Below are 23,573 nucleotides of genomic sequence, written 5' to 3'. Positions count from 1 at the left end.
AGGATTGAACTAAATTTGTACTATAAATTATTAATGATATAACACATGAAAAACTCATTTACAGTCCCTCAGCTTCTTTTACGTATTGCATTAGGCATAGGTTTCCTAACCACTGTAGCAGACAGATCAGGTCTTTTAGGCCCGATGGGAACTAACAATATCGAATGGGGTAACTGGGATAACTTTATAAAATATACAGCGACACTTATGCCTTTTCTGGATAGACCAGCTGTGAACATTATGGGTAGCATTGCCACTTTAGCTGAAGCTATAATAGGGATTCTCCTGCTTATCGGATATAAAACAAGGTTAGCTGCAATTGGTAGTTGTTTACTGACACTTACTTTTGCAATAGCAATGACATTATTCCTTGGAATAAAAGCACCAATCAACTTTGCAGTATTTTCAACTTGTACAGGTAGCTTGCTGCTTGCTACAATTCCAATTTACAATTGGAGCATTGATAACTTAGTACAACCAACTATAAATTAAAATGAATAAAATACCTTCATTGATCAGAATAGAAATGATCAATGAAGGTATCTGGTAAAGATTAAAATTTCAACGTTATATTTCCAGTAACTCTTGTAGGATTCTGAGCCGCCAGTCTATAAGACCAGTATTTCTCATTGGTCAGATTATCTACTTTTACACCAATTCTAAACGTTGGCCTGTCATAAAAAACAGAAGCATCCAGTACAGTATAAGAAGGAATGCTGAACTTAAAAGTTGACGTATTCGTTTGATAGTATTCACTACCATAAATCCCGCCAATCCCTAAACCCAGACCTTGAACTGGTCCTCTGATCACCCGGTAACTCGCCCAGAAGTTTGCCGTTCTTGGAGAACCCGCAGTTGTTGGACGCAATCCCTGAATGGATGCATTAGCGTTTGCGAATTTGCTATCATTATAAGTATATCCAGCTACAATATTCAATCCAGGGAAAGGATTAGTAATAATCTCAGCTTCAAAACCTTTACTTAACTGCGTACCGTCCTGAATTGAAAAATTAGGGTGATTAAGATCATCAATAAGCATATTGGTTACTTTGATATTATAGTAACTGAATGTAGCTGTGATTTTACTCAAATCAAGCTTTACACCACCTTCCATTTGATTAGCCTGGTTCGGCTTAAATGTATTCCCATTAAAATCTGAACCACTCACATTGTTAAAACCGTTCATGTAATTACCAAACAGGGATACTTTATCTTTCACAACCTGGTAAACAAGTCCGAATTTTGGAGATAAAGCTGTCTGGTTAAACTTACCAGCTGTAGAGTCTACGTTTGCATAATAACTTCCTTTGTTGAAATACCTGTCAACACGCAAACTGGCCATTGCTAATAACCTGTCAGTAACATTCAACATATCAGACACATACGCACTATATGTATTCTCATTGTTAGTGACAAAATTCGTGATTTTCTTCACGTCAATTGCTGAGAATAATGGTGATATTTTCGAGTAGTTGAAGTTATTGTATGCAAGGCCCGGTTTCTTATAATTCAAATCCGGCATGTTAACAATAGCATCGTTTCTTGTCGCCCGCAAGCTGTAAAAATCCAAACCAGCAACAACTCTGTTTCTAAGTCTCCCTATTTTAAAATTACCTGTAAAATTCTGCTGAATATTAGTTCCATAATAAGGATATTCCTGGTTGGTAACTGATTGCCTTAATGTCGAATCACTTACCGCAGCAAGCGATACCACATAGCCATCAGATGAAGATCTTGTCCGCGAAATTACTGTCTGCGAATTCCATTGATCAGAAATCTTATACTTTAACTGTGTGAAGATATTATATTGCTGGCTGGTATAATTGACCGTATTGTTAGCGAAAGACAAGTTATAAGGAATACCCATTTCTGTAATACTTCTTGCTTTAGCTTTTGGATTTATATAAGGTGTTAAACGCGTAGGTGAAGTCCCCTTAAATCCTCCCCATTCCACATCAACTAAAATAGTCAGCCTGTCATTAACAGCATAAGAAAAGCTTGGCGCAAATAAGAAGTTCTTATTGAACCCCGCATCCTGAAAGCTCCTTTCACTGTGTAAAGAAGTATTAATCCTTAATAGAGCAGTTTTATCGGCATTTAAAGGTGTATTGATATCGGCCGTTAAACGGTTCAGATCCCAACTGGCTGCCGAATAAGAGATTTCGCCTTTGAAAGTATCGAATGGCTTTTTGGTCACCCTATTAAACAACCCACCAAATGAAGACAGAGTACTTCCGAATAAGGTAGCAGAAGGGCCTTTAATCACTTCAATACGCTCCAGATTCGCCGGGTCTACAGTTGCATAGGTAAAGCTCCCTACCCCATTCCGCACAACCTGTGGTGTAGGAAAACCTCTGGAAATAGAGGTTGTTCTTCCCTGGTTCCTTACTTCGGCAATACCAGCTCCAGGAACATTCTTAAAGGCACTATTGTAATCTGTTACAATCTGCTCTTTCATAAGCTCTTTACTTACAATAGTATAAACTTGTGGATTTTCTATATTCTTTAAGGGCATTTTAGAAACGTCATCGCTTTCCTTTTTAGCAAAACGGTTACCGCCTGTTTGAATAATTACTTCTTCGAGATTCTGAGTTGAAGAGTTTAGCTTGATCTCAACAGTATCAGATTGTTTACTGTCTGTAAGGTCGACCTTGGTACTGTAAGTTTTGTACCCAATCATAACAACCTCTATCGTATAATTTCCTAAAGGCACCTTCGTAAATTCAAAACTACCTGCGGAGTTCGTTTTTGTAGTTTTTTTAAGCTCCTTTAACTTTACAGTCACTCCCTGAGCTTCTATTCCTTCATTAGTGGTAATGAGACCAGTTATTTCCCCTGTTAACGACTTTATTTTTTGAGCCTGTACATTTTGTGAAAAAGAGAATAGGAAAACCAGGGTTAAACAAGTTAAGGTCCAGAAAGCTCTTAACCTGACTGGTAGTTTTTCTTTTTGCAGGTTATGGATTAAATTATTTGGGCGTAAAGGTTTTTTCATATATTGTTTATTTATACTAAATCTAATTAGCGGCGAAATAACACAATTTATTTTGCTAAACAAAGCGATCTTTTTAATAGTTTATTCTGTACTCCCTGAATATTTATAAATGGCAAAAGCCTTCAATATGAAGGCTTTTGTAGAACTAAAAAATTTAAAATCCCAATAGAATTCTGTATTATATTATTTAATTTCCTATCTCAAACTTAAGCTGGAATTAGGTTAGTAGAAATACCAATTCTATTCCATGCATTAATAGTAATAATGGCTAATATCACTTGTGCCAGGTAAGTTTCATCCAATATTTTAGCAGCTTGTTCATAGGTTTCATCTTTTACATGATTACTGATTAAAGTAACCTCCTCAGTCAGGGCTAATATTGCGCGTTCTTCTTCCGAAAAAAATGGAGTATCACGCCAAGCATTCAACGCATAAATACGCTGTTCCGTTTCGCCAGCTTTACGCGCATCTTTAGTATGCATATTAATACAAAAAGCACATCCATTTATTTGTGAAGCTCTGATTTTAATCAGGTCTTTATGGGTTCTTGTCAATGAAGTGCTTTCAATGAATTTTTCCAGTCCAAGAATAGCTTTGTATCCAGCTGGCTCCAGTTTCTCTATGTTAATCCGTGTTTTCATATCTAAGTGATTTACAATAATTTATTTGTTGCTGCAAAATTAAAGTAATGACAGGGATTCTAAATGGACCAGCAAGAGAATAAAGGATGGTCCAGTGAATCTTGACTTATTGCTACATGCCGGGATAGAATCCCTATCAGAATTTTGATTATATTCACAAATAGCGTTAACCCGCCATATTTTAATGAATAACTTACCTGCTGATAAGGCTTTGCCAATTCACATTCTGGCTTCTTGTTTTAAGAATACTGTAGCCACCTATAAATTTTATTGGTTCATTTCAATTATCGAATCTATTGAAAAAGGTAATCATATAATTGACAAACAATCGCTCTTTGCCCGCATGGTAGCGAATGCATGGTATACAGTTAACTATTTCAATCTCTCTTTTGGTGTGCAGGATCAGTTCCAAAATGCTATCAAACAAATTATTGAAGCAGAAGGTCTGGCTGTAGATGAAAAAAAAGATAAAATAGTCTATAAATTAATATCCTCCGAGAGAAGAGAAACAATTAAAACATTGAGACATTTCGACGGCGAGGTTCCTTATCGTTTTCTGAGTCCCTGGTTTAGTAATATCAAGGGGTATAAACAAGAAATCTATAAATCTTCTCAGTCCTTTACTAATGACTGTCTCTACGCTGTAGATAAGCACTCGGTCATTATCAATCCAAAATGGATTTCATACTTAACAGAAAATAGCGGAATCTTAAAAGCATTCTGCTACTGGCATTTATGTCTTTACGTACAAAAACGTAATCCAAACGTACCAGATATTGCAAACAAGTTATTTAAACCACCTCACAGAAATAGCCTGTTAAAACCCAGAAAGGAGTTTTGGGATATTGTTATTGAAAAAACTGGTCCGATAAAATGTATATATACAAAGAACTTGCTGCATGTTAATGAATACGCAGTTGATCACTTTGTACCCTTTGCATTTGTGTCACATGATTTGATCTGGAACCTTATCCCCTCAGATAAGAGCTTCAACTGTAGCAAATCAGACAAGCTCCCCATTTTCGACAGATATTTTGATGATTATTTTGAGCTGCAGGAACTAGCGATAAAAGCTGTATTTAGCTATTCTCCTAAAAACAAATTGCTCCTGGACTACCTGACAATTCTACCCGATTTATCAGTATTGAATAGTTTGAGTAAAGAAGATCTTAAAAATAGATTTAAGGATAATATTCATCCTTTAATTACTATCGCTGCAAATAATGGTTTTGAGTATATGCACTCTTCAGACAACTTATAACCTGATCCTATGATAAATCTCTCCCGTATCAGAAGCATGTCTTCTCTTCTGAAAAATCAATTCACCTAAACTAATTCTGCCTTCCAGCACAAACATCAGATCCTGGCCATCCATTAATATCATTGATTTAAGAATAGAACTTCCAGTTTCTGTACAATCCTTTGCAAAACCATCCAGAGAAATAAATAACCCCAGCGTATTTTTCAGCCTCCCGGAAATCTTACCACCAAACACATACAAATCTGCAGCGTTCACTAATTGCTTCTGCCATTTAGCCTCCAGAATAAAATCCTGACTTTCAAAAGTAAACGAACCATCAATCTGCTCGCCCAGCGTCTTAAATGGCCCCTTTGCTTTCAATTCGAATAAATTAAATAACTCATTCAAAATCCTTTCAAAATCATATCCTCTTTTCTGAGGGTTTTGCTCTATAGCAATTTCAAAAAATTTCTTTTTCAACGCTTCCAGTTTTTCGGAAAAATCTATTGCTTTCTTCAATTTCTCCTGGTTATTGAGCCTGTTTTCCTCACCCTTTGCTAAATCCTCCAGTGCCTCAAAATAACCTTTCGTTTGATTGCGAAGTTTGGCAACAGCTTCTACTGCCCTTTTTGTGATATCACCACTTTCATCCCAATACTTAAGATGGCTGAAATCATTAAAATCCGATGTTTCTTTTAATAATTTCAATAGATCAGTCAGATAGATATCCTTTCTGGCTACCATCCGGTCTATTAATTCTGAGACGCTCTCAGCCTTTTGGTTATCCTTCCAATTTATCGTTGAAACAATGCTTGAATTATCTATAGTCAGCTCTATAAACTGCTTTAATTCTGTTTTTTTCCAATAGACTTTAGCTAATGCATCTTTTAAAGCAATAAGCGCTTGCGAGGATATATTTTGAGTTTTCATAAGCCAGGTATACTTCTTTTTTACAATCAGATTCTGATCAAGAGATCATGATAATTATTGACTACTTGAATCTTGTTTTTTGCCATTAACATGTAAGGTATCTACAATCCTTAACCCTTCAATTGAGTTTGAACGCTTCAAAAGAATAAGACTATCGTGATCTTCTTCTTTAACCTGGTTCACTTCAGGAACATTCTGGTCAGCAGGAATATTCTGATCAACAGCGTGTTTTTTACGTTTCTTTCTATTCTTTTTGTGCTTTTTCTCTTTAACTAGACTATGCTCAGCGACTATCTTTTCTGGTTTCTTTGGAGTCCTGGAAATCACCAGAAATATTAAACCGAATAATACAATAACCACGAAAATCAATATACTTCTTACCTTATTCCAGAAGCGAACGCGGTTATTTATTTCAAAAGACCTTCTTTGCCTTTCCCAATTTTGTGCATTTTCCCGGGCCCTTTTCTCCTCCTGATATTTAGCTCCCTTCCTGTCAAAGTAGTTATCAAATTTCACCTCTGTGTAATCAGCCTCATCTTCTTCCGGATATTCATTTTTCTCCCAGCGTTGACCTTTCTTTTTTCCCTGGTATTCAGGTTCCTTTTTCTTTACAGGAGTAGTACTGGGAAGTGATAAATCATATTCCTCACGCTTAACTGCGTCCCCTAATATTTCATAAGCATTATTAATCTCCTTAAACTTTTCAGTATAAAAGTCACTACCTCCATTTTTGTCAGGATGAAATTCAAGACAAAGCTTTTTATAGGCTTTTCTAATCTCTTCGGGTGTTGCGTTTCGAGGGACACCTAATGTATTATAGTGATTACTCATAGTATACCTATTAAAATAAGACTTAAAAAAAGGGCTATAAGGAAGAGAACCCAGCAACTGGATTTCGTTTTTCTGATTCTAATATTTGCATCGCATTGTTCGCACAACAACTTCGTTGCATAATAGGTCCTGGTATTTGTTCCTGAAGAATGTCTGCCACGCCAGTTATCCTTAGAAGTGCCTGTAACAACATTTCTGGGGTATCTTGCATCTGGTTGTCCACAATAAAAACATGAAGCCATTAAAGAGAATTAGTGATTCAATGATAAGATTAAAGTAGTAAAAACTATAGATAAGATTACAAATACCAAAGCATAATATTTATTTTAGATTAAAAACAGTCACTATTAATCATTAAAAATACACATTTTTACATATTTATAATCAATAATGATAAAAAAGCATTTTAATCGTTTTAGTATACTGTATTTAGAACATTTCAGTTAAATAAAATTTGCGGCGGCGGAAAAAGAATAATGTTAGTTCCCTAATTCTAACTGATTTTTTATAAGATTATAGTAATCTCCCTTACTTCTTACCAAATCATTATGACTTCCAGTCTCTACTATTTCTCCATTTTTGAGTACAACAATCTGGTCAGCATTTTTGACTGTTGAAAGACGATGTGCAATTATAAGGACTGTTTTTCCTTTAAAAAACTGTTGAAGATTCTCATGGATTACCTTTTCATTTTCTGCATCCAGCGCACTTGTTGCTTCGTCAAAGAATAGATAGTGAGGATCTTTATAAACTGCCCTGGCAATTAGTATCCTCTGTTTTTGTCCCCCGGAAATACCATTGCCCGATGTACCTATTTTTGTATTGTATTTTAAGGGTAAGGATTCAATAAAACCATTGATATTAGATATTTCAATAGCATTTTTAAGTTTTTTCTCACAAATATTCTCATCCCCTGTGACAATATTTCTTTTAATTGAGTCAGAAAAAATAAAACCATCCTGCATAACAACACCACAATTTTCCCTCAGACTATTAGGTGAAATATGATCCATCGATATTGAATTGAAAGATATCTCTCCCCCTGTTGGTTCATAAAACTTCAATAACATTTTCATCAATGTTGTCTTTCCACTTCCGCTTGCTCCCACAATGGCTGTTATTTTACCTTTAGGAATAAAGAGATTGATGTTTTTCAGGATATATGGAGAATTTAAACTTTCGTACTGGAAGTAAACATTCTTTAAACTTATTCCTGAATTATCCCGGGAATGCGGGAATGTTGGAATTGAAATTTGACTTTCTCGTTCTTCAATGGCATGATTTTGCACCTCATTTAAACGTTCCAGGCTTAATTTAGCATCTTGTAATGATCTGAAAAAACTAATCAACTGATTTACCGGAGAATTCATTTGTCCTATTATATAAGAAACACTTAAAAGTTCTCCAAGTGTCATACTTCCTTTAACAACATATGTAGCTGCGAAAAAAGTAACCAGGATATTTTTCAATTGATTGATAAATTCAAATCCTGTGAGCTGAACCTGATCGAGTTTTAATATCCGTATGTTTATTTTAAAGAGCTTTTGTTGTATTACTTCCCATTCTTTGCGCTTGAAATCCTCAAATTGATTCAATTTCATTTCAGTAACGCCATTCAGGATCTCATATATCGACTCTTGATTTTCACTACGATTTTGAAACCGGAAATAATCCAGGCTTTTACGTTTTCTGAGCCAGTAGTAAGACCATCCAACAGCCAGGCCCGTTAGCGTAAAATACACGAATAATATTTTAAAATCATAATACCAGAGCACACCAAAAAACACAGAAAAAGTAATGATCGAAAATAAAGTCGTGATACTTTGGCTTGTTAAAAATGAATCTATTTTTTCATTGTCTTTTATTCTCTGATTAAAATCACCTATCATTTTAGTCTCAAAAAACTTGATAGGTAACTGCAACAGTTTTTTTAGAAAATCTGAAATAATGGTTATACTTATTTTAGTACCTATAAATAACATAATCCAATTGCGGATAATTTCAATTATTGAGGACCCAACAAATAAACCCAATTGGGCCAAAAGTATAATTGTTATAAAATGAAGGTTTTTTGCATTGACCCCTTTATCAATTAGTTGTTGAGTCAGAAAAGGAAAAACCAATGTTATACAACTCCCAATCAGAAGTAATAAAAACATAGTTGCAAATTGCTTTCTATAAGGCTTAAGATAGCTGATAACATGTTTTAGGGTAACCAGGTTATCTTCAACTGGATTTTTGCTGTAAAACTCTTCAGTTGGAGTTAAAAATAAAACTATCCCATTATTTTCATCCGATAACCATCCCTTTTTAAAAGTATCTTCATTCAGTGTAATTATACCATGCGCAGGATCTGCAATTTCATAGGATATCTTTTTGGTGAAGATATTTTTTTTCACATTTAAAAGCACAACAAAATGGTTACTATTCCAATGCAAAATACATGGAAAAAAATCATGCTGTTTTTGTAAAACATCAAGATCCTGTTGTGTGGTAATTACTTCAAATCCTATTTTCTGGCTCGCCTCACGCATTCCAGAAAGAGAAACTCCTTCCCTGCTTAGAAAGGAGTTTTCTCTAAGATATTGTAAAGAATATTTTTTTCCATACTTACTTGCGACCATACACAAACACGCTGGCCCACAGTCCATCCGGTCAAGCTGGTATATAAACCGCATTAATTTTTAATTATGTTAATACCATTGTGCTGGTATAAAACTGACAATATATATAGCCCGATATCTTTATCCCATTTCTCATCCAACAATGACAGTGCATCTTTTACAACAATAGGTTTATCATTATTTATTTCATCGACAAGAGTTTTTATACTTTCAAAATTATTAAGCTCAAACTTAATTCCCCGGATAAAGAGTTGCAGCTTTTCCGTATCCAAAGATTCTTTATAAAGGATTTTGTATGGCCTTTCTACTTCAATGATGTCATCGGGATCAAAAGAAATTTGCTCTGTTTTCAGAAATGGGCTTGTCCTGTAACCGGCATTACTATACAAAGAATACCTAAGATCTCTATAAGTTTCTTTCATCAGATCTTTGAAATTCAGTTTTTCAAGTTCCTCTGGCATATCAAATAAATCCAGAGTTTTATCGACAGCACTTACATCCTGAATAGCATTATTATCAGGTTTCAGATTCTCATCAGTTGTCTTTATATATTGTTCCAGCAATAAAGACTGAAGTCTGTGTGCAAAATCCTGATTTGAACGATTATAAAACCAACAGGCAATTGCCATTGAAAGTCCATCCTGAGTCCCGACATGGTAAGTATCTTCAGGCATAAAATAAATATCTCCCTCATCAAACTGATACTTATTTGCATAGGGTAAATACTTTTGTATATTTTGATTATTATACTTTTCTTCCCCTACCAATTCAAGATATTTAGCAGTTTCCCAGGTATACATAGTTTTGCTGCCCGGACCTAAATGAAAATGTAAAACACTCTTACCAGGTAAGTCCAAATGGATCCCTAAAGGTGTACTATCATAATTTCCAATAAATAATGTAAAGATGATACCTTCTGTTGGCATGCCTATTTTCGCCAATAATGGTTCAAGTTTAAGTGCAATCATTTTAGAAAGGTTCAGATTGAATTTCTCTCCCTGATTAATAATCATACCGAACTTTCTATCTCCAAATGTCCTTTTAGTCCATGCCTCAAGTGTTTCACCTTTTTCTGGCGGAGAATCATAGATCTGGATCATCTCATTACTCTCAAGCTGAACACCATCTACATATACTCTATAGCCAAATTTATTAGTCCTGAGCCTTGCTAAATCAGCTAATATTTCCAATATATAAGTTTGCATTAAAGACGTTTCATCTTTAGGCATACAATTCTTAAGCACAGACGTTTGTGTCATCTGTTGTGTGGTCGATAAAAAATTATCCCACCAATCAGAATTAAATTTATTTTCTTCGTTAATAAGCATTGGCCCTAATTTTTTATGATTGTAATCCCATGATTTTTATAGATCAGATTCAATATATAAAGTCCGGTTTCCTGATCCCACGTTTGATCTAAAATGCTCAACAAATCGCTGACCCTTTCCTTTTTACCAATATTTATCCGGTTAAGTAAAGAAATAATGCCATCAAAATTATTTAGTTCGAGCTTAATACCCCTTACATACATATGGATCTTTTCCTGGTTCAGTGAAAGTTTATACAAAATCTTATAAGGTTTCTCCAGTATAATTTCATCATCCATTTTAAACAAAATATCATGATCTAAAGGAAATGGACTTGTTCGATATCCTGCATTACTGTGAATAGAATATCTCAGATCCTTATAGGCCTCTCTCATTAAATCTTTAAAATTCAAATTTTCCATTTCACCTGGAATATCAAAAACTTCAAGCGTTTCTTCCAGACCATCCACATTGTTTAAGTCATTTTTATCAGATAAAAGTAAGTCATCATTTTGTTTGAGGAATTGACTAAAAATCACATTTTGAAGCTTTTTAGCCAGCTTATCTTTAGTATGGTTATATCTCCATAAGGTAAGTGCCATAGATAAACCATCTTGTTTACCAATATGATATTCTCCCTCAGGCATAAAATACATATCACCTTCTTTGAAAGAGAACTCAGTTGAGTATGGCAATAGTCCGTCAATATCTTGTTTTTCAAATTTCAAATTTGTGGTCAGATTTTCATATTCGTCTTTACCCCAGGTATACATTGTTTTATCACCAGGCCCTAAATGAAAATGCATAACATCCTGTCCTGGAGGATCTTTATGGATACCCAAAGGCGTTTTATCATAGTTTCCAATAAAAATAGAGAAGTTTATACCCTCTCTGGGGAAACCGACTTTTTCTAAATACGGTTGAGTTTTTAAAGCTATATTCTTTGAAAGATCCAGATTAAATTTTTCACCTAAATTTAGTATCATACCAAATTTCTTATCACCAAAAACTCTTTCTACCCAATCCTCTACTTCTTCATTATCATGTGGTGGAGCATCATATATTCTGTTCATCTCCACTCTGTCCAGCAGTTTACCATCTATATAGACTCTATATCCATATTTATTTGTACGCAATTTGGCCAGTGTCTGAATAATCTGAAGGATATATGTCCTTAATAACTTTGTTTCTTGCTTAACCATGCAATCTTTGAATACAGAGGTTTCAGTAAGGTTTTTAGTTTTAACCAGGAACCCATCCCACCATTCCGTACTATAATTTTCAATTTCAGTAGTTGTTATCATGTTGATTTAAGCTGAGTTAATTTAAAATAAGCTACTCCGTAATTAAATTACGGAGTAGCGAAACTTAATCTTTATCGCCGTAGGTATGATCCGCATGATGATTTCCATGATGATAATGGTAATCTTTTGGATGTTCAATTCCGCCGGCTATTGCAGCTTGCTCGAGTGGTGTCAAAAATTTCACACCCAAAAAGTCAGCAGCCTTTTTAACTTGATCTTCTTCCATTTTCTTAAAATTTTTTATTAATAAAATGACTGTAATTAACTGTCATAACATATTCGTCAAAATTATCTTTTAGAAACAGTGATAAAGACAGCTAAAATCTATGGATGATCGTGATGAGAATGATGTCTTCCTTCATCAGTATGATCATGGCTTTCAGGAGGAAGAATATTTCCGCCAACTACTGCTTTTTCTTCAAGGGTATTTAATACTTTTACGCCCAGGAAATCGATTGCTTTTTTAATTTTTTCTTCTTGCATTGCTTTTAGGTTTTAATGTAAATTGATTTTTTTAGACTTGTAATTACAGATGAAATATTAAGAATCTATTAGCTTTCATGCAACGACTTCTAATTAGATCTTAATTTTAATCTGAAAAACCGGATATGGGAGTGGAAATTATTTCACTTCCATTAATTTATAATATCGTTCAGATATTATAAAAGCTCTAGCTGTCATGGTGAGAGTGATGTCTTCCCTCATCGGTGTGATCATGGTGATCTGCCGGAGGTAAGGTTCCACCAACTACAGACTTTTCTTCAAGCGTGTTTAATACTTTGACTCCTAAGAAGTCTGCCGCTTTTTTAATTTGTTCTTCTAGCATTTTTTAATGTTTTAGAAATTGATTGATTAACTTTCTTTGTACGTAGGCATCAGTTTCTTCCTTTTTGAGTTAATATGTACTATTTACATTTTATTGGTCCGCTCTTCTTTTTTCTTCTTCATTACCAAAATTCCTTTGCTTAAGATTCAACTTACGGCTGCCAAACTTATAAGATGCTGAAATCCTAAAATATCGGCTGTCGTTATAATCAGAAAAACCATAGTTAATACTACTGGATACTGTTTTAGATTTAGTTATATCATTTTTGAAGATATCCTGGGCGATCACTGCTAATTGCAAACTATTATTCAGCAGTAAAAATTTCATTCCTAAATCCAGACTGGAAGTAGATTCTGTTTTATATATATCTTCATATCTGGGCGTTTGATACCAAAAATTTATTTCACCTTTTATAGTTTTATTTTTATTAATTGTGAAACTATTATTTGTTGAAAAATATGCGCCAAACCCCTTATTCCCTTTCAGATTGAGCTCTCTTGTGATATGAGTAGTCTTATAGAATAGATTTCCCTGATTCTCACTTTCCCACCATTTAAGTTTATTAAATACATAAGTTTCACTTATGTTATAACTATTAGCTGTATAATAATTCAAATCCAATAAATATTGAATTTTAGTATCCTCATTAAAAAAAGGAGGATTCCCTATACCGTTTGTGGTATTAGAAAATGACAGGGAAGTAAATAATACATCTTTATATGAATGTTGAAACTCAATATTATTGGTATATGAAGGGGATAGAAATGGATTACCTTGCGTATAGCTATAAGGATTATAATAAACTTTAAATGGATTAAGTTCATTATACCTTGGCCTTGCTAATCGTCTTCCAAAATTCAGCGAAAAAGAGTGGTTCTCACTTGATGTATATTGGATATAGGTTGTCGGAAAAAATTGAATATAATTATTTGTATTTACCTGGCTGAGCGTTAATGAATTCCCTTTTGTTTGCGTATTTTCAACCCTTAACCCCAGCTTTAATTCCCACTTATCTGCAAGTTTTTTATTCCCGGAAATATATAATGCCTGAGTGTTTTCTGAATACTGAAAAGCATTACTCTGGTTGCTTTGAAATACCGGGACACCCGTAGAAGTATCAAAATAGTTATTATCATAGTTTGTTTTGGAGAAATATATTTTAGCCCCGTAACTTAATTTAATCCATTTTAGAGGATCAGTTATATCAATTTTCGCCGAATAAATATTTATATCCTGAAACCCTGAATTTGTAGCAGATTTATAACCACCCGGCGTTGGAGTGAAATCAGAATAACTATTTTGCGTTTGAAAATCTCTGTCAATATGATTATTTAAATTAAAATAATCCAGATCAAATGAAATATTCTTACCCGAACTATCCAACTTGACCAAAGAATGTATATTGATAGAATTAGAATTGTTTCTCTTAGAGTCATTTGATATTGAATTAATCAAAGAATCCACTTTTCGACTGGCATTATTGGTAATTATAGTATGATCATCTTGATTTGTTCGCGGCTTGTTAAGGCTACCCAGGTACTGAGCTCCAATAGTCCAGTTATCAGATAACTTATAATCTAATCCGGCTCTGCCACTGAAGATATTTGTATAAACATGTCTCTTAAATTCATTGTTCCAGGTTTGCGAAGAATAGATTATTTCTTCTTGTTCTATACCTCTTTTTGATCCGTTAACATAATTCAGATTTGTAAAGAATGAAAGTCTTTTCTTTTGATAATTAAAACTACCTCCATTACTTGAAGTTGCATAAGTTGATTGTTTATAACTACTATTGAGGGAAGCATTCCAGCTGTCTGACTTTGCTTTTTTCAATTTGATATTTACTAATCCACTATTTCCTTCTGCATCATATTTGGCTGGTGGATTCGTAATTACCTCAATAGCTTTAATATCATCTGTTCTAATTGTTTTCAGAAAGTTAATCAGATCATCCCCTGAAAGATCTATCAAACGATCATCTATCATTACAGACATTTTATTTTTACCAATCATTGTAATTGACTCGTTCTGTACTTTAATGGAGGGAGTGATTTTTAGAGCATCAATCGCATCTCCCCCACTGGCGGAAATACTGTTTTCGACATTAAAGATTATTCTGTCGACTCTTCTCTCTATTATTTTCTTTTTAGAGATAACAGCAATCTCTTTAAGCTGGCGCTGAGTTTCACTTATTTTTATGACAGATAAATCAATATTTTGATTTAAATCAATCTCTTTACGATATAGAATCGACCCCAATTGTCTAATAGACAGCAGATAAACTCCTTTTTCAACTGTTAAGCTAAACTTGCCATCTATATTTGTGAGTTCATTTTTTACAATTATGGAGTCTTTACTTTGAAGCAAAACCTCTATAAGCTCAATTGGCCGATCATTCAAATCTTTAACTTGCCCTTTGACATGTGATTGTGCGTATACATTACCAGCAGTTAAAAAAAACAGCAAACAAATGAAAATATATCCTTTTATCATGTATTCCTTCTCCAATTACAGGGAGATAAAATATACTTCACTATTTATTTAGCGCCAGCAATTAGTCCCTTTTTAATACATAACGTTTAATTAAGATGTAAGGGTGCAATAAAAACAAACATTACAACAATTAAAATTATATAAATGATAAAAAATTTAACCAATAAAAACTAGAAAATTAACATAATATGTATAATGTATGTGTTTACCTAAAAAAAACGAAGGTTCGCGTAATAAAAACACAATTCTATAACAAATACATTATACTTGAAATTATAAGTTATCGATTGATCTGATCAAACTGATCGATTACAATTCTGGCATAGAAGTGCCAAAACTTTAAAAATAAAATTTAAATAAATTGGATAAAGCTCTAAAATTCTCTAAGACTAGCGATAATGAATTATTTCACCACCTGAAAACAGGGGATAGAAAGGCTTATACTGAGATTTACCATCGATATCAGAACAGTTTATTCATTTTTGCCTGCAGAAAAACGGGTAGTGAAGAAGAAGCACAAGATCTCATACATGAGGTATTTAGTATGCTTTGGGAAAAACGAGCAGAACTCAAAATCTCCTCAGAGCCTTCGGCATATCTATATTTTGTATTAAAGAATAAGATCTTTGACTTGTTCAGACATAAAAAGGTTTCTAACCTATATATAGAACGTTTTTCAAGTCTGGTATCTTATCAGACTGATTCAGACTATTTGTTACGTCATAATAATATGTCAGGTTTAATCGAATCTGAAATAGCTACCCTTCCTGTTAAAATGCGCCAGGTTTTTGAACTTAGCAGAAAAAGCAATCTTAACAGAAAACAAATAGCAATAGAACTCGGCCTTTCAGAGCACACCGTTAAAAGTCATATGCATCGCGCTTTAACTATATTAAAAACAGTACTTGCTTTTATAGCATCTTTTCTCTTAATTATCCTGCTGTAATACATAATTGTATCAAATTTCCCTTTTACAAAAATGAAAAAGCCACCAGTATATGCATACTGTATTCCCATAAATTAAAAATCTAATTACAATTAGACAAAAATGCAGTTTGCTTCACTAATAATACCTAATGATATTTTAGTCTGATTTTTAGCAGCAACAGGATCTATTTATCGCTTCTATTTTCTAATTTCTAATTTCTTCAAATTATCAATTGCATCCCGATCCCCTAAATTAGCTGCCTGTGTCCAATAAATTTTGGCTTGGTCATATTTAGCTTGTCTGACATAACAAATCCCCAAATTTACGAGTGTATTTAAATAAACGTCTTTTTCAAGTTTATCCTTTCTTTTTAGAACTTCAAGAAATCTTTTTTCACCTTCTTGAAACTGATTTTTATTCATTGCTTCAGTCCCTAGATTATAGTCGGATTTTCCAGACTCCAATTCATCCTGAAGTGCTAATGGATTTGTACTGTCATTCTTGCTATCAAACATATTATAACAGATTTTAACAACAGCTACTAAAAAGACAGCACATAATATTCCTATTAATATTTTTTTCATATAAATAAAGTTAATAATGTAAGAACCATAACATAAAACGGGATGAGTGCTAAAAGTGAACCGTCATCAATAGTATCAAATTTTGATAAATAACTAGTAAGATTCGAATAACCATCATTAATACTCGTATTGGGACTATCAAATACATTTAATAACCAACGGCTTACGTATCTTCTGAAAACAAGACCGAGAGTGCGAGAATGCATATACTTACAATTTGCAGAACTCTTTTCATTTATCCATTTCTATTCAAGCTTCTTTTGCTTTCCAAACATCTTTTCAAAATCTTGTTTACTTTTTGCATATGACAAATAATGACTTATGTTATAGTTTAGCATATATTTCTTAAATCATCCTCACTTCCAGGAAAATCACCTTTACCCTCACCTTTAATCAGGCTATAAAACGTATAAGACTCGTCTTTTAACAGACGAAAATAAACTATTGGTATAGGTTTTTCTTTAGTCCCATAAGTACTATCTGCAAGTTCCTGTTTATTAACAGTTGCAATAATTTTTCCTCCAGAATCTTTAATTGCTCTAACTAAGTACATTCCAAACACTTCATCCATGGAAGAATATTTAAAAAAATAGAAAATAGAAAAATATTTATGAAGAGAGTCACTGTAAAACTTAATCTCATGCTTGTAAACAATAGCCATGTTATCTGCTGAAGACGGGTTAAATTTAGCTTTCACTTCAAAATAACTCGCTGAGTCAGCAAAATTTTTCACATTTAGCGTGATTGTATCACATTTTGACAAGTATTGGTTAATATACAAATGTCCATCATTTATACCAGTATCCGGATTATCAAAGATATTCACTAACCAACGGCCAATATATCTACCAAAAATCAGTCCTATTGCGAGAAGGCTAACACTGGAGATTTGCAGTATTTTTTTCATAGGCGGACTTGGTATTTTATGACACAAAATTTCAATTAATCATTTCTATACAAAACACATATACTGTCAATTTTAAACTTATAAATTGTCAAGGAAAACTAAAAGATGCAAACCATGCACCGCTCATTATTAAACGGTTTTCGCTCTTTGAAAAACCTTAAGTATTCATTTACATTAAATCTGTAATCAGACTCATAAAAATTAGTTCCACCTCTTAACCATAATATTGGAACAGGCTTTTCTCGGGAACCAAATGAAGAATCTTTTAGCTCATCTAAATTAATCATTCCAGAAATATGGCTAGCATCACTTACAATCCCTAAAGATTGTGTTTTAGTATAATTCTCGGCCACAAAATATTTATTATAAGTAGACGAGTAGAACTCAACATAATTCTTATACCTATTCTTCCTAAAATTGGTAAAATATGGCATAAAATTATCAATTCTCTTTTTTCCGCCTCCAAAATCAAATACCACAAGCCTATCAATTTTTAAATACAAACTATCTGATCTTTTAATATAATCGTTGATTCGCTCTTCTGATGGGCTAGCTGGAGAAAAAAGCGTAGCTATTCCATATATTGTGAAAGGAGCTAAAAAAATCCCCAAAGAATATGAATTTACACCTCGATTCTTTTTAATCATTAGCTTTGTTAGAGATTAAGATGTTAAACTAAAAAGCACAAACCATACAAGGCTCTTTATCAAACTTTTGTCTGTCTTTAAAAAACTTTAAATACTCGCTTACATTATATTTATAACCAGATTCAGAAAAACTGGAATCGCCAGTTATCCATAATATTGGAATAGGTTTTTCACGAGTACCAAATGAAGAATCTTTAAGCTCATCTAGATTTATCATTCCAGAAATAGTTTTAAATTCTCTTATGCTAAATAAAGATTGTCCATTATTATTATAGTTTTCAGCCACAAAATATTTATTGTAGGTAGAAGAATAGATTTCTGTATAATCTTTATATCGGTTCTTACGGAAGTTTGTAAAATAAGGAATAGAATTATTTATTTTCTTCTTTCCGTCACCAAAATGGAAGATGACTAACCTATCGATTTTTAAGGTCAAACTGTCCGATCCTTTAATATATTTATTTAATTCTTGTTCAGTAGGGTTCAAAGGGGAGAATAACAAAGATATTCCATATATCAGAAAAGGAGCCAGAAACAAACCCCAGACACCTGAATAAGAGTTACGATTATTTTTAGTCATTGTTTTCTTTCACTGTCAATAACAACATCAGATAATTACACCTTTAATAACGTAACATAAAAATTATTAGCTATCTCAAAACTATTTAACCTTCTTTTCTTTACCGAACATCTTTTCAAAATCTTCTTTACTTTTCACATAAGACAGGTAATAACCTGCATTGGAATTTAATATATACTTCTTAAAATCAGCTTCAGAACCATGAAAATCACTCTTATTATTTCCTTTAGCCATACTATAAAATGTATTTGATTCTCCTTCCTTCAATTGGAAGTAAATTATTGGTATTGGTTTCTCTTTAGTCCCATAAGAGGCATCATTAAAATCCAGTTTATTCACAGTGGCAATAATATCACCACCTGGATTCTTAATAGCGCTTGTATAATAGAAACCAAATAGATGATGTAATTCAGGATTGCTGAAAAAATAAAAAATAGAAAAATATTTATGTAGAGAATCACTATAAAAAGTAATTTCATTTTTATAAGCGAAAGCAGTGTTGTCAGCCGACGAAGGATTAAATTTAGCCTTTACTTCAAAATAACTTGTTGAGTCAGTGTATTTTTTTATATTTAAACTAACTGTGTCGCACTTTGACAGATATTCATCAAGATGCAAACGTCCATCATTTATACTTGTATCTGGATTATCAAAGATATTAACTAACCAACGGCCAATATATCTACCAAAAATCAGTCCTACTGCGAGAAGGCTAACACTGGAGATTTGCAGTATTTTTTTCATATTTAATATTAAGATTTACTTGCGATAACATTTTCATTATTTTCACTATCTTCACTACGCATATTACGTGCATTCTTCAAAGTATCTTCTATTAGCTTTACCTTATTTTCCTTATAACTTTTAGCAATATAGTGATTGGCAACAGAACCAGCTAGTCCAACGCCTAGTCCAACACCTAAACCTGCACCCATTTTTGAGAATTCTCCTTTAAAAGTCTTTTCACCAAATCTGGAAAATGCAGCTGCCTGATCATAGGTTGCCCCCTGCTCCATCAACTCTCTGATAATAGTTTGATTTTGGGTAGTCATAGTTTTCACAACATCGGCAGTTCCTTTTCCAGCCCCCACAGCTGTCCCAACACTATTATCTCTAACCGTATTACCTACGTCTGTTTTATAGTCTTCATCAGCAGTACTGCCTTCGTTTGCTAATGTTTTATCATCATTACCTTCAACATATTCCCACCCCGCAAAACCAACACCAATTCCTGTTCCTATTGGATCACCCAAACCACTTAAACCACTCACAAAGCCCATCCAAGCCTGCTGTTTGAGATGTTGATCAACTTCTTCTTTATTATTCGATGAAAATTTAACCGCGGCCTTATGAGCTATAACAGGGCTAATAAAAGGTTGTATCATTCCTCCTTTTACACATTTTAAAATGGAACTTTGAAGGAGAGCTTTTTTTTGATTGAATGTAACCTTATTATGAGGTAACGTCCACTCAGATCCTGCTTCCAACGAACAGTCACATTCATGCGCCACTTTATATTCCCCTATTGCTATGGATACAGCACCAGCAATTGCAACTACTCCAGCAATTACCGTAGTAGCACCAGTTACAGATGCAGCCATTCCAGCCAAAATAACCCCAGCAACTCCACCTGTACCTACAATTGCTGCAACCACTACTACAGCAACAGCAATACAAATAATCCCTACGGCAATTCCAACTAACATTGCTCCCAAACCTCCCCAGAATTTAGCCGGAGACTTACAGACAAAACTTACACTGACTTTTTTATCATCAATATTCAGCCATGCTGCACGTTTAGTATTAATTACAGTTTTATTAGACCTGACAACTCCAAGATTCTGAGGCTTAGTTACAGTCATTAAGGTGCAATTGATCATTACACCAGATGGTAAATATGAGCTTCCCATTATTTTATTCTTTGTAACTTATAATCCACAAATAATTCAATATTATTTTTCACTTCCTCAGTAATTACCATATTAGCATCACTCAGCATATTTTCGTTCAAATCATATATAACCCTTGTCTCGTGATTATAATCATAGCCAGAAAACTTATAACCAATACTGGGCTTATACCTTGAATCATAAATCTTTTCAAAATCAACGAGATGAGGATTACCTTCTACTAATCGTCCATCTTTTAAAATGCTGATTGAAGTAGGTGTTTCATCAACAATCTCCTCTGTGACCTTAAAGTCAACAGGCAGCCGATCAAATAACTGAGAATAATAAAGTTTAGTAAACGGCTTCATTATAAATTGATCATTTACCAGATAGTTATCAAAAAACAGATCGAAAAATGGACGAACCTGAAAATCAAGGAGAATATTCTCTTCAGTCATTTGTTGTTCCACGTTAACTAGAAAAGTATCAATATTGGCTCTCATTTCTGGTGACTTCACAAACGATGTACTGGACTTTACTTCATTTTTAAAAGCCAGCCAGTTCGCTTTAATTTCATCCATATTATCAATCCGTAATATCTTTCCTGTTTCTGGACTCACAACCACCAATGCATTACTTTTAATCACATCAATTTTGCTCATCAGATCCAAATTTTCCTGCAAATATGAAGGTTGAATCGCAACTATTTGATCTGCAAGAGTAACTCTAACCATCAATTTACCAATGTTAATATATTTTTTAACGTGGTATTCTAGTTTTGTTTCTACATGGTTTTCAATAATACCATTCATTTTAATTACTGCAAGCTGTACACTTCTGTACTTTGCTTCACCCTCTTTAAAAAGTATATTATTATTGAGTGGTTGAACATCGACAACTTCAACCTTTTCTGGGATATTCGTATTTTCTGTACCGAAAAAAGTAAATCTGCTCATGTTAATTTATATTTACAGGTTGTCCTTCAATTTTTTGTTCACCCAAAGCTCCACTGATTATTTCGCCGCTCGACTTAGTGGTTTGCTTACTAGATTTAATTTCTATTTCAGTGTTATCAAAAGACCCAATACTAACTTTTGCCCCTTTCAACGGATCAGCGTTCGCATTAATAGCATCGGTACCTTGAATATTGATAATCTTTCCAATCAAATCAATTGTACCATTAGAATTGAGCGTAATACTACTTTCCCCTGATCTGATAATAACTTTCTCACCCGCTACTATCTCAACCAGCTTATTTCCATTCTTAATATCAATAAAATTAGAACCATCAGTTCCCAAATGAAGCGCATGATTCAAATCGTCAAAAGTCAAACAACTCCCCATCCTCGAACTCAATCCCTTCACATTACTATTCTTAAACCCTTTACTATCGCCATTTTTGCCATGATAAACACTTCCTAACACAACCGGCCTTGCAATATTCCCTTCCTCAAAAGCAATCATAACCTGGTCGCCCTTTTCAGGGATCACATGAAAACCACGATTCGAACCTGTATCCCCACTCCCTGCATTCGGGCTCATCACCCTTAACCACTCACTCGGATCATTGGTCTGGCAAGCCCACTTAAACTTTACCTTCACTCTGCCCTGCCCTTGCGGATCATCATTATCCAGCACATCAGCAAGCTGCATATCCGGATCAGGTCTTTTATAATTCTTAACAACCAGACGCTCTGTGGTAGAAACTAACCCCTCAAAAGTATTTACATAATGTCCCCTGTCATCAATCGTATGATTCACCGAGGTGATTAGAAATTTACCCAGACTTTCTGTTATAAAGGACACTTCTTGCCTGAGGCTCATGGTGATATCTACGATCGCTCCCAGCGAAACTTCCGGATTATCACCACTCGCACTTATTTTCAACAGTTGGCTGATATTCGCTTTTTCCTCATTATCCACCAAATTCTTAATATCACTTCCATTATCAACCCTAACCAAAGAAGGTTGATTAAAAGTCTTACTATAGGTCGTATTTGAAGCATTAATCGCATGAACCAGATCCGGCCTGCCATCAGCTTTACCAGAACTTTCGCTTTGCAGCATCTCGTCCTGCTTTGGATTATAAGCAAACCTTTTATTCTTTATCGGCGCAACTTCCATCGCATACTGCAAACTATTCACATCCCTTCCATAAAACAAACTCACTTCCTTCTGCGTATCCGGTTTACCGAAATTAAGGCTCATACCATCGTAGAAAAACCACTCATGGTATTCGCCACTCAGCCGGTTCAAAAACTCAAAATCACTCTCACGATACTGAATCACATAATCTATCGGGTTTTTCCTGGTTGCATTGGTAACTATCCGCAAATCATTGGCAGGAGTATCATGTGTAGCTAACTGCACAATCGTGCTTAAATCCTTATCCAGATAAGAGCCTAAATCAGGCCCGCGGTCAATTAGTATAGTCGGGCTATATCCACTTACAACCAATACACCATGATATCCATTACTTTGTGTCAATTCAACCTTGGTGACTAAACCAGCAAAAACCTGTTGTTTGCCAAGCACATAGCCAAAAGATGCGCTTAATGTCTTACCCACAAAGTCCCTGCTATTGTCCAGATTAATTAACCCTGGCGCACCCATTTCATCATGATTAAACCTGAGTTCAAAATAATGATGCGCATTAAAATGTTGTTGAAGAGTGAAAGAGCTAAAATGAGAAATAGTCTTATCCCCTATACTGATCTCCTTGATTAAATTATTTTCCATGTTTCGAGCGCTGCCTCTCAGCAGATTAAATATTTGGTAATCCACACGAACCAATTATCGTTCCAAAACAGAAATAAATTACAATATTAATTAATCATATATTAATAC

22 protein-coding genes are annotated in these 23,573 nt (G+C 34.0%); 3 read left to right on the top strand and 19 right to left on the bottom strand.

Going from position 1 to position 23,573, the window contains the following annotated elements:
- Positions 1 to 45: 45 nt before the first annotated feature.
- The gene (locus HDE70_RS05540; RefSeq protein WP_183865676.1) at positions 46 to 492 is read left to right on the top strand and encodes a DoxX family protein; all 447 of its coding nucleotides are present in this window, start codon (positions 46 to 48) and stop codon (positions 490 to 492) included.
- Positions 493 to 553: 61 nt separating this feature from the next.
- Here the strand turns inward: HDE70_RS05540 and HDE70_RS05535 are convergent, their stop codons facing one another.
- Together HDE70_RS05535 and HDE70_RS05530 are read right to left on the bottom strand one after the other, a co-directional pair.
- Positions 554 to 2,995: a TonB-dependent siderophore receptor gene (locus HDE70_RS05535; RefSeq protein WP_183888573.1), complete on the bottom strand. Its 2,442-nt coding sequence runs from the start codon at positions 2,993 to 2,995 to the stop codon at positions 554 to 556.
- Between the two features lie 206 nt (positions 2,996 to 3,201).
- Complete coding sequence (locus tag HDE70_RS05530; RefSeq protein ID WP_183888571.1) at positions 3,202 to 3,636, bottom strand: carboxymuconolactone decarboxylase family protein; 435 nt, start codon at positions 3,634 to 3,636, stop codon at positions 3,202 to 3,204.
- Between the two features lie 184 nt (positions 3,637 to 3,820).
- Between HDE70_RS05530 and HDE70_RS05525 the strand changes: the two genes are divergently transcribed.
- On the top strand, positions 3,821 to 4,897 hold the full coding sequence (locus HDE70_RS05525) for an HNH endonuclease domain-containing protein (RefSeq protein WP_183888569.1): 1,077 nt from the start codon (positions 3,821 to 3,823) through the stop codon (positions 4,895 to 4,897).
- Here the strand turns inward: HDE70_RS05525 and HDE70_RS05520 are convergent.
- From HDE70_RS05520 to HDE70_RS05480, 9 genes are all read right to left on the bottom strand, one after another.
- The gene (locus HDE70_RS05520) at positions 4,892 to 5,806 is read right to left on the bottom strand and encodes a hypothetical protein (RefSeq protein WP_183888567.1); all 915 of its coding nucleotides are present in this window, start codon (positions 5,804 to 5,806) and stop codon (positions 4,892 to 4,894) included. The genes HDE70_RS05525 and HDE70_RS05520 overlap by 6 nt on opposite strands.
- Positions 5,807 to 5,860: 54 nt before the next feature.
- Positions 5,861 to 6,637 (bottom strand): J domain-containing protein, encoded by a 777-nt coding sequence (locus HDE70_RS05515; RefSeq protein WP_183888565.1) that lies wholly within the window; start codon positions 6,635 to 6,637, stop codon positions 5,861 to 5,863.
- 479 nt (positions 6,638 to 7,116) lie between these two features.
- Positions 7,117 to 9,315 (bottom strand): peptidase domain-containing ABC transporter, encoded by a 2,199-nt coding sequence (locus HDE70_RS05510; RefSeq protein ID WP_183888563.1) that lies wholly within the window; start codon positions 9,313 to 9,315, stop codon positions 7,117 to 7,119.
- A complete protein-coding gene (locus tag HDE70_RS05505; RefSeq protein WP_183888561.1) occupies positions 9,315 to 10,589 on the bottom strand; it encodes a hypothetical protein in 1,275 nt (424 codons plus the stop codon). Before HDE70_RS05505 ends, HDE70_RS05510 begins: the two co-directional genes overlap by 1 nt.
- Before the next feature lie 5 nt (positions 10,590 to 10,594).
- Entirely contained in the window at positions 10,595 to 11,872 is a 1,278-nt protein-coding gene (locus tag HDE70_RS05500; protein WP_183888559.1) for a hypothetical protein, read from the bottom strand.
- A 64-nt stretch (positions 11,873 to 11,936) separates the two neighbouring features.
- A complete protein-coding gene (locus HDE70_RS05495) occupies positions 11,937 to 12,098 on the bottom strand; it encodes a hypothetical protein (RefSeq protein WP_183888557.1) in 162 nt (53 codons plus the stop codon).
- A 98-nt stretch (positions 12,099 to 12,196) separates the two neighbouring features.
- Complete coding sequence (locus HDE70_RS05490; protein WP_183888555.1) at positions 12,197 to 12,355, bottom strand: hypothetical protein; 159 nt, start codon at positions 12,353 to 12,355, stop codon at positions 12,197 to 12,199.
- Between the two features lie 187 nt (positions 12,356 to 12,542).
- A complete protein-coding gene (locus HDE70_RS05485) occupies positions 12,543 to 12,698 on the bottom strand; it encodes a hypothetical protein (protein ID WP_183888554.1) in 156 nt (51 codons plus the stop codon).
- Positions 12,699 to 12,788: 90 nt separating this feature from the next.
- Positions 12,789 to 15,206 (bottom strand): outer membrane beta-barrel family protein, encoded by a 2,418-nt coding sequence (locus tag HDE70_RS05480; RefSeq protein ID WP_183888552.1) that lies wholly within the window; start codon positions 15,204 to 15,206, stop codon positions 12,789 to 12,791.
- A 346-nt stretch (positions 15,207 to 15,552) separates the two neighbouring features.
- Here HDE70_RS05480 and HDE70_RS05475 point away from each other — a divergent pair, with 346 nt between their 5' ends.
- Positions 15,553 to 16,137 (top strand): RNA polymerase sigma factor, encoded by a 585-nt coding sequence (locus tag HDE70_RS05475; protein WP_183888550.1) that lies wholly within the window; start codon positions 15,553 to 15,555, stop codon positions 16,135 to 16,137.
- Between the two features lie 179 nt (positions 16,138 to 16,316).
- Here the strand turns inward: HDE70_RS05475 and HDE70_RS05470 are convergent, their stop codons facing one another.
- From HDE70_RS05470 to HDE70_RS05435, 8 genes are all read right to left on the bottom strand, one after another.
- Positions 16,317 to 16,703, bottom strand: coding sequence for a hypothetical protein (locus HDE70_RS05470; protein ID WP_183888548.1), 387 nt, complete (start codon positions 16,701 to 16,703; stop codon positions 16,317 to 16,319).
- A gap of 331 nt (positions 16,704 to 17,034) precedes the next feature.
- A complete protein-coding gene (locus tag HDE70_RS05465; protein WP_183888546.1) occupies positions 17,035 to 17,610 on the bottom strand; it encodes a hypothetical protein in 576 nt (191 codons plus the stop codon).
- 98 nt (positions 17,611 to 17,708) lie between these two features.
- Positions 17,709 to 18,257: a hypothetical protein gene (locus HDE70_RS05460; RefSeq protein ID WP_183888544.1), complete on the bottom strand. Its 549-nt coding sequence runs from the start codon at positions 18,255 to 18,257 to the stop codon at positions 17,709 to 17,711.
- 28 nt (positions 18,258 to 18,285) lie between these two features.
- A complete protein-coding gene (locus HDE70_RS05455) occupies positions 18,286 to 18,837 on the bottom strand; it encodes a hypothetical protein (protein WP_183888542.1) in 552 nt (183 codons plus the stop codon).
- Between the two features lie 81 nt (positions 18,838 to 18,918).
- Entirely contained in the window at positions 18,919 to 19,581 is a 663-nt protein-coding gene (locus HDE70_RS05450) for a hypothetical protein (RefSeq protein WP_183888540.1), read from the bottom strand.
- Between the two features lie 8 nt (positions 19,582 to 19,589).
- Positions 19,590 to 20,747: a DUF4280 domain-containing protein gene (locus tag HDE70_RS05445; RefSeq protein WP_183888538.1), complete on the bottom strand. Its 1,158-nt coding sequence runs from the start codon at positions 20,745 to 20,747 to the stop codon at positions 19,590 to 19,592.
- Positions 20,747 to 21,682: a hypothetical protein gene (locus HDE70_RS05440; RefSeq protein ID WP_183888536.1), complete on the bottom strand. Its 936-nt coding sequence runs from the start codon at positions 21,680 to 21,682 to the stop codon at positions 20,747 to 20,749. The genes HDE70_RS05445 and HDE70_RS05440 overlap by 1 nt, the downstream gene beginning before the upstream one ends.
- A gap of 1 nt (position 21,683) precedes the next feature.
- The gene (locus tag HDE70_RS05435; RefSeq protein ID WP_183888534.1) at positions 21,684 to 23,465 is read right to left on the bottom strand and encodes a type VI secretion system Vgr family protein; all 1,782 of its coding nucleotides are present in this window, start codon (positions 23,463 to 23,465) and stop codon (positions 21,684 to 21,686) included.
- Positions 23,466 to 23,573 lie beyond the last annotated feature (108 nt).

The sequence above is a fragment of the Pedobacter cryoconitis genome (assembly GCF_014200595.1).
Classification (GTDB): domain Bacteria; phylum Bacteroidota; class Bacteroidia; order Sphingobacteriales; family Sphingobacteriaceae; genus Pedobacter; species Pedobacter cryoconitis_C.
The sequence above is the reverse complement of the archived record's forward strand: the minus strand, read 5'-3'. Positions and strand labels throughout refer to the sequence as shown.

Excerpts from the sequence above, each read along its gene's own strand:
- HDE70_RS05500 (WP_183888559.1), bottom strand. The coding sequence starts at position 11,872 with ATGATAACAACTACTGAAATTGAAAATTATAGTACGGAATGGTGGGAT.
- HDE70_RS05530 (WP_183888571.1), bottom strand. The coding sequence starts at position 3,636 with ATGAAAACACGGATTAACATAGAGAAACTGGAGCCAGCTGGATACAAA.
- HDE70_RS05460 (WP_183888544.1), bottom strand. The coding sequence starts at position 18,257 with ATGATTAAAAAGAATCGAGGTGTAAATTCATATTCTTTGGGGATTTTT.
- HDE70_RS05450 (WP_183888540.1), bottom strand. The coding sequence starts at position 19,581 with ATGAAAAAAATACTGCAAATCTCCAGTGTTAGCCTTCTCGCAGTAGGA.
- HDE70_RS05490 (WP_183888555.1), bottom strand. The coding sequence starts at position 12,355 with ATGCAAGAAGAAAAAATTAAAAAAGCAATCGATTTCCTGGGCGTAAAA.
- HDE70_RS05515 (WP_183888565.1), bottom strand. The coding sequence starts at position 6,637 with ATGAGTAATCACTATAATACATTAGGTGTCCCTCGAAACGCAACACCC.
- HDE70_RS05485 (WP_183888554.1), bottom strand. The coding sequence starts at position 12,698 with ATGCTAGAAGAACAAATTAAAAAAGCGGCAGACTTCTTAGGAGTCAAA.
- HDE70_RS05445 (WP_183888538.1), bottom strand. The coding sequence starts at position 20,747 with ATGGGAAGCTCATATTTACCATCTGGTGTAATGATCAATTGCACCTTA.
- HDE70_RS05520 (WP_183888567.1), bottom strand. The coding sequence starts at position 5,806 with ATGAAAACTCAAAATATATCCTCGCAAGCGCTTATTGCTTTAAAAGAT.
- HDE70_RS05440 (WP_183888536.1), bottom strand. The coding sequence starts at position 21,682 with ATGAGCAGATTTACTTTTTTCGGTACAGAAAATACGAATATCCCAGAA.
- HDE70_RS05465 (WP_183888546.1), bottom strand. The coding sequence starts at position 17,610 with ATGAAAAAAATACTGCAAATCTCCAGTGTTAGCCTTCTCGCAATAGGA.
- HDE70_RS05455 (WP_183888542.1), bottom strand. The coding sequence starts at position 18,837 with ATGACTAAAAATAATCGTAACTCTTATTCAGGTGTCTGGGGTTTGTTT.
- HDE70_RS05505 (WP_183888561.1), bottom strand. The coding sequence starts at position 10,589 with ATGCTTATTAACGAAGAAAATAAATTTAATTCTGATTGGTGGGATAAT.
- HDE70_RS05535 (WP_183888573.1), bottom strand. The coding sequence starts at position 2,995 with ATGAAAAAACCTTTACGCCCAAATAATTTAATCCATAACCTGCAAAAA.
- HDE70_RS05435 (WP_183888534.1), bottom strand. The coding sequence starts at position 23,465 with ATGGAAAATAATTTAATCAAGGAGATCAGTATAGGGGATAAGACTATT.
- HDE70_RS05470 (WP_183888548.1), bottom strand. The coding sequence starts at position 16,703 with ATGAAAAAAATATTAATAGGAATATTATGTGCTGTCTTTTTAGTAGCT.
- HDE70_RS05525 (WP_183888569.1), top strand. The coding sequence starts at position 3,821 with ATGAATAACTTACCTGCTGATAAGGCTTTGCCAATTCACATTCTGGCT.
- HDE70_RS05495 (WP_183888557.1), bottom strand. The coding sequence starts at position 12,098 with ATGGAAGAAGATCAAGTTAAAAAGGCTGCTGACTTTTTGGGTGTGAAA.
- HDE70_RS05510 (WP_183888563.1), bottom strand. The coding sequence starts at position 9,315 with ATGCGGTTTATATACCAGCTTGACCGGATGGACTGTGGGCCAGCGTGT.
- HDE70_RS05540 (WP_183865676.1), top strand. The coding sequence starts at position 46 with ATGAAAAACTCATTTACAGTCCCTCAGCTTCTTTTACGTATTGCATTA.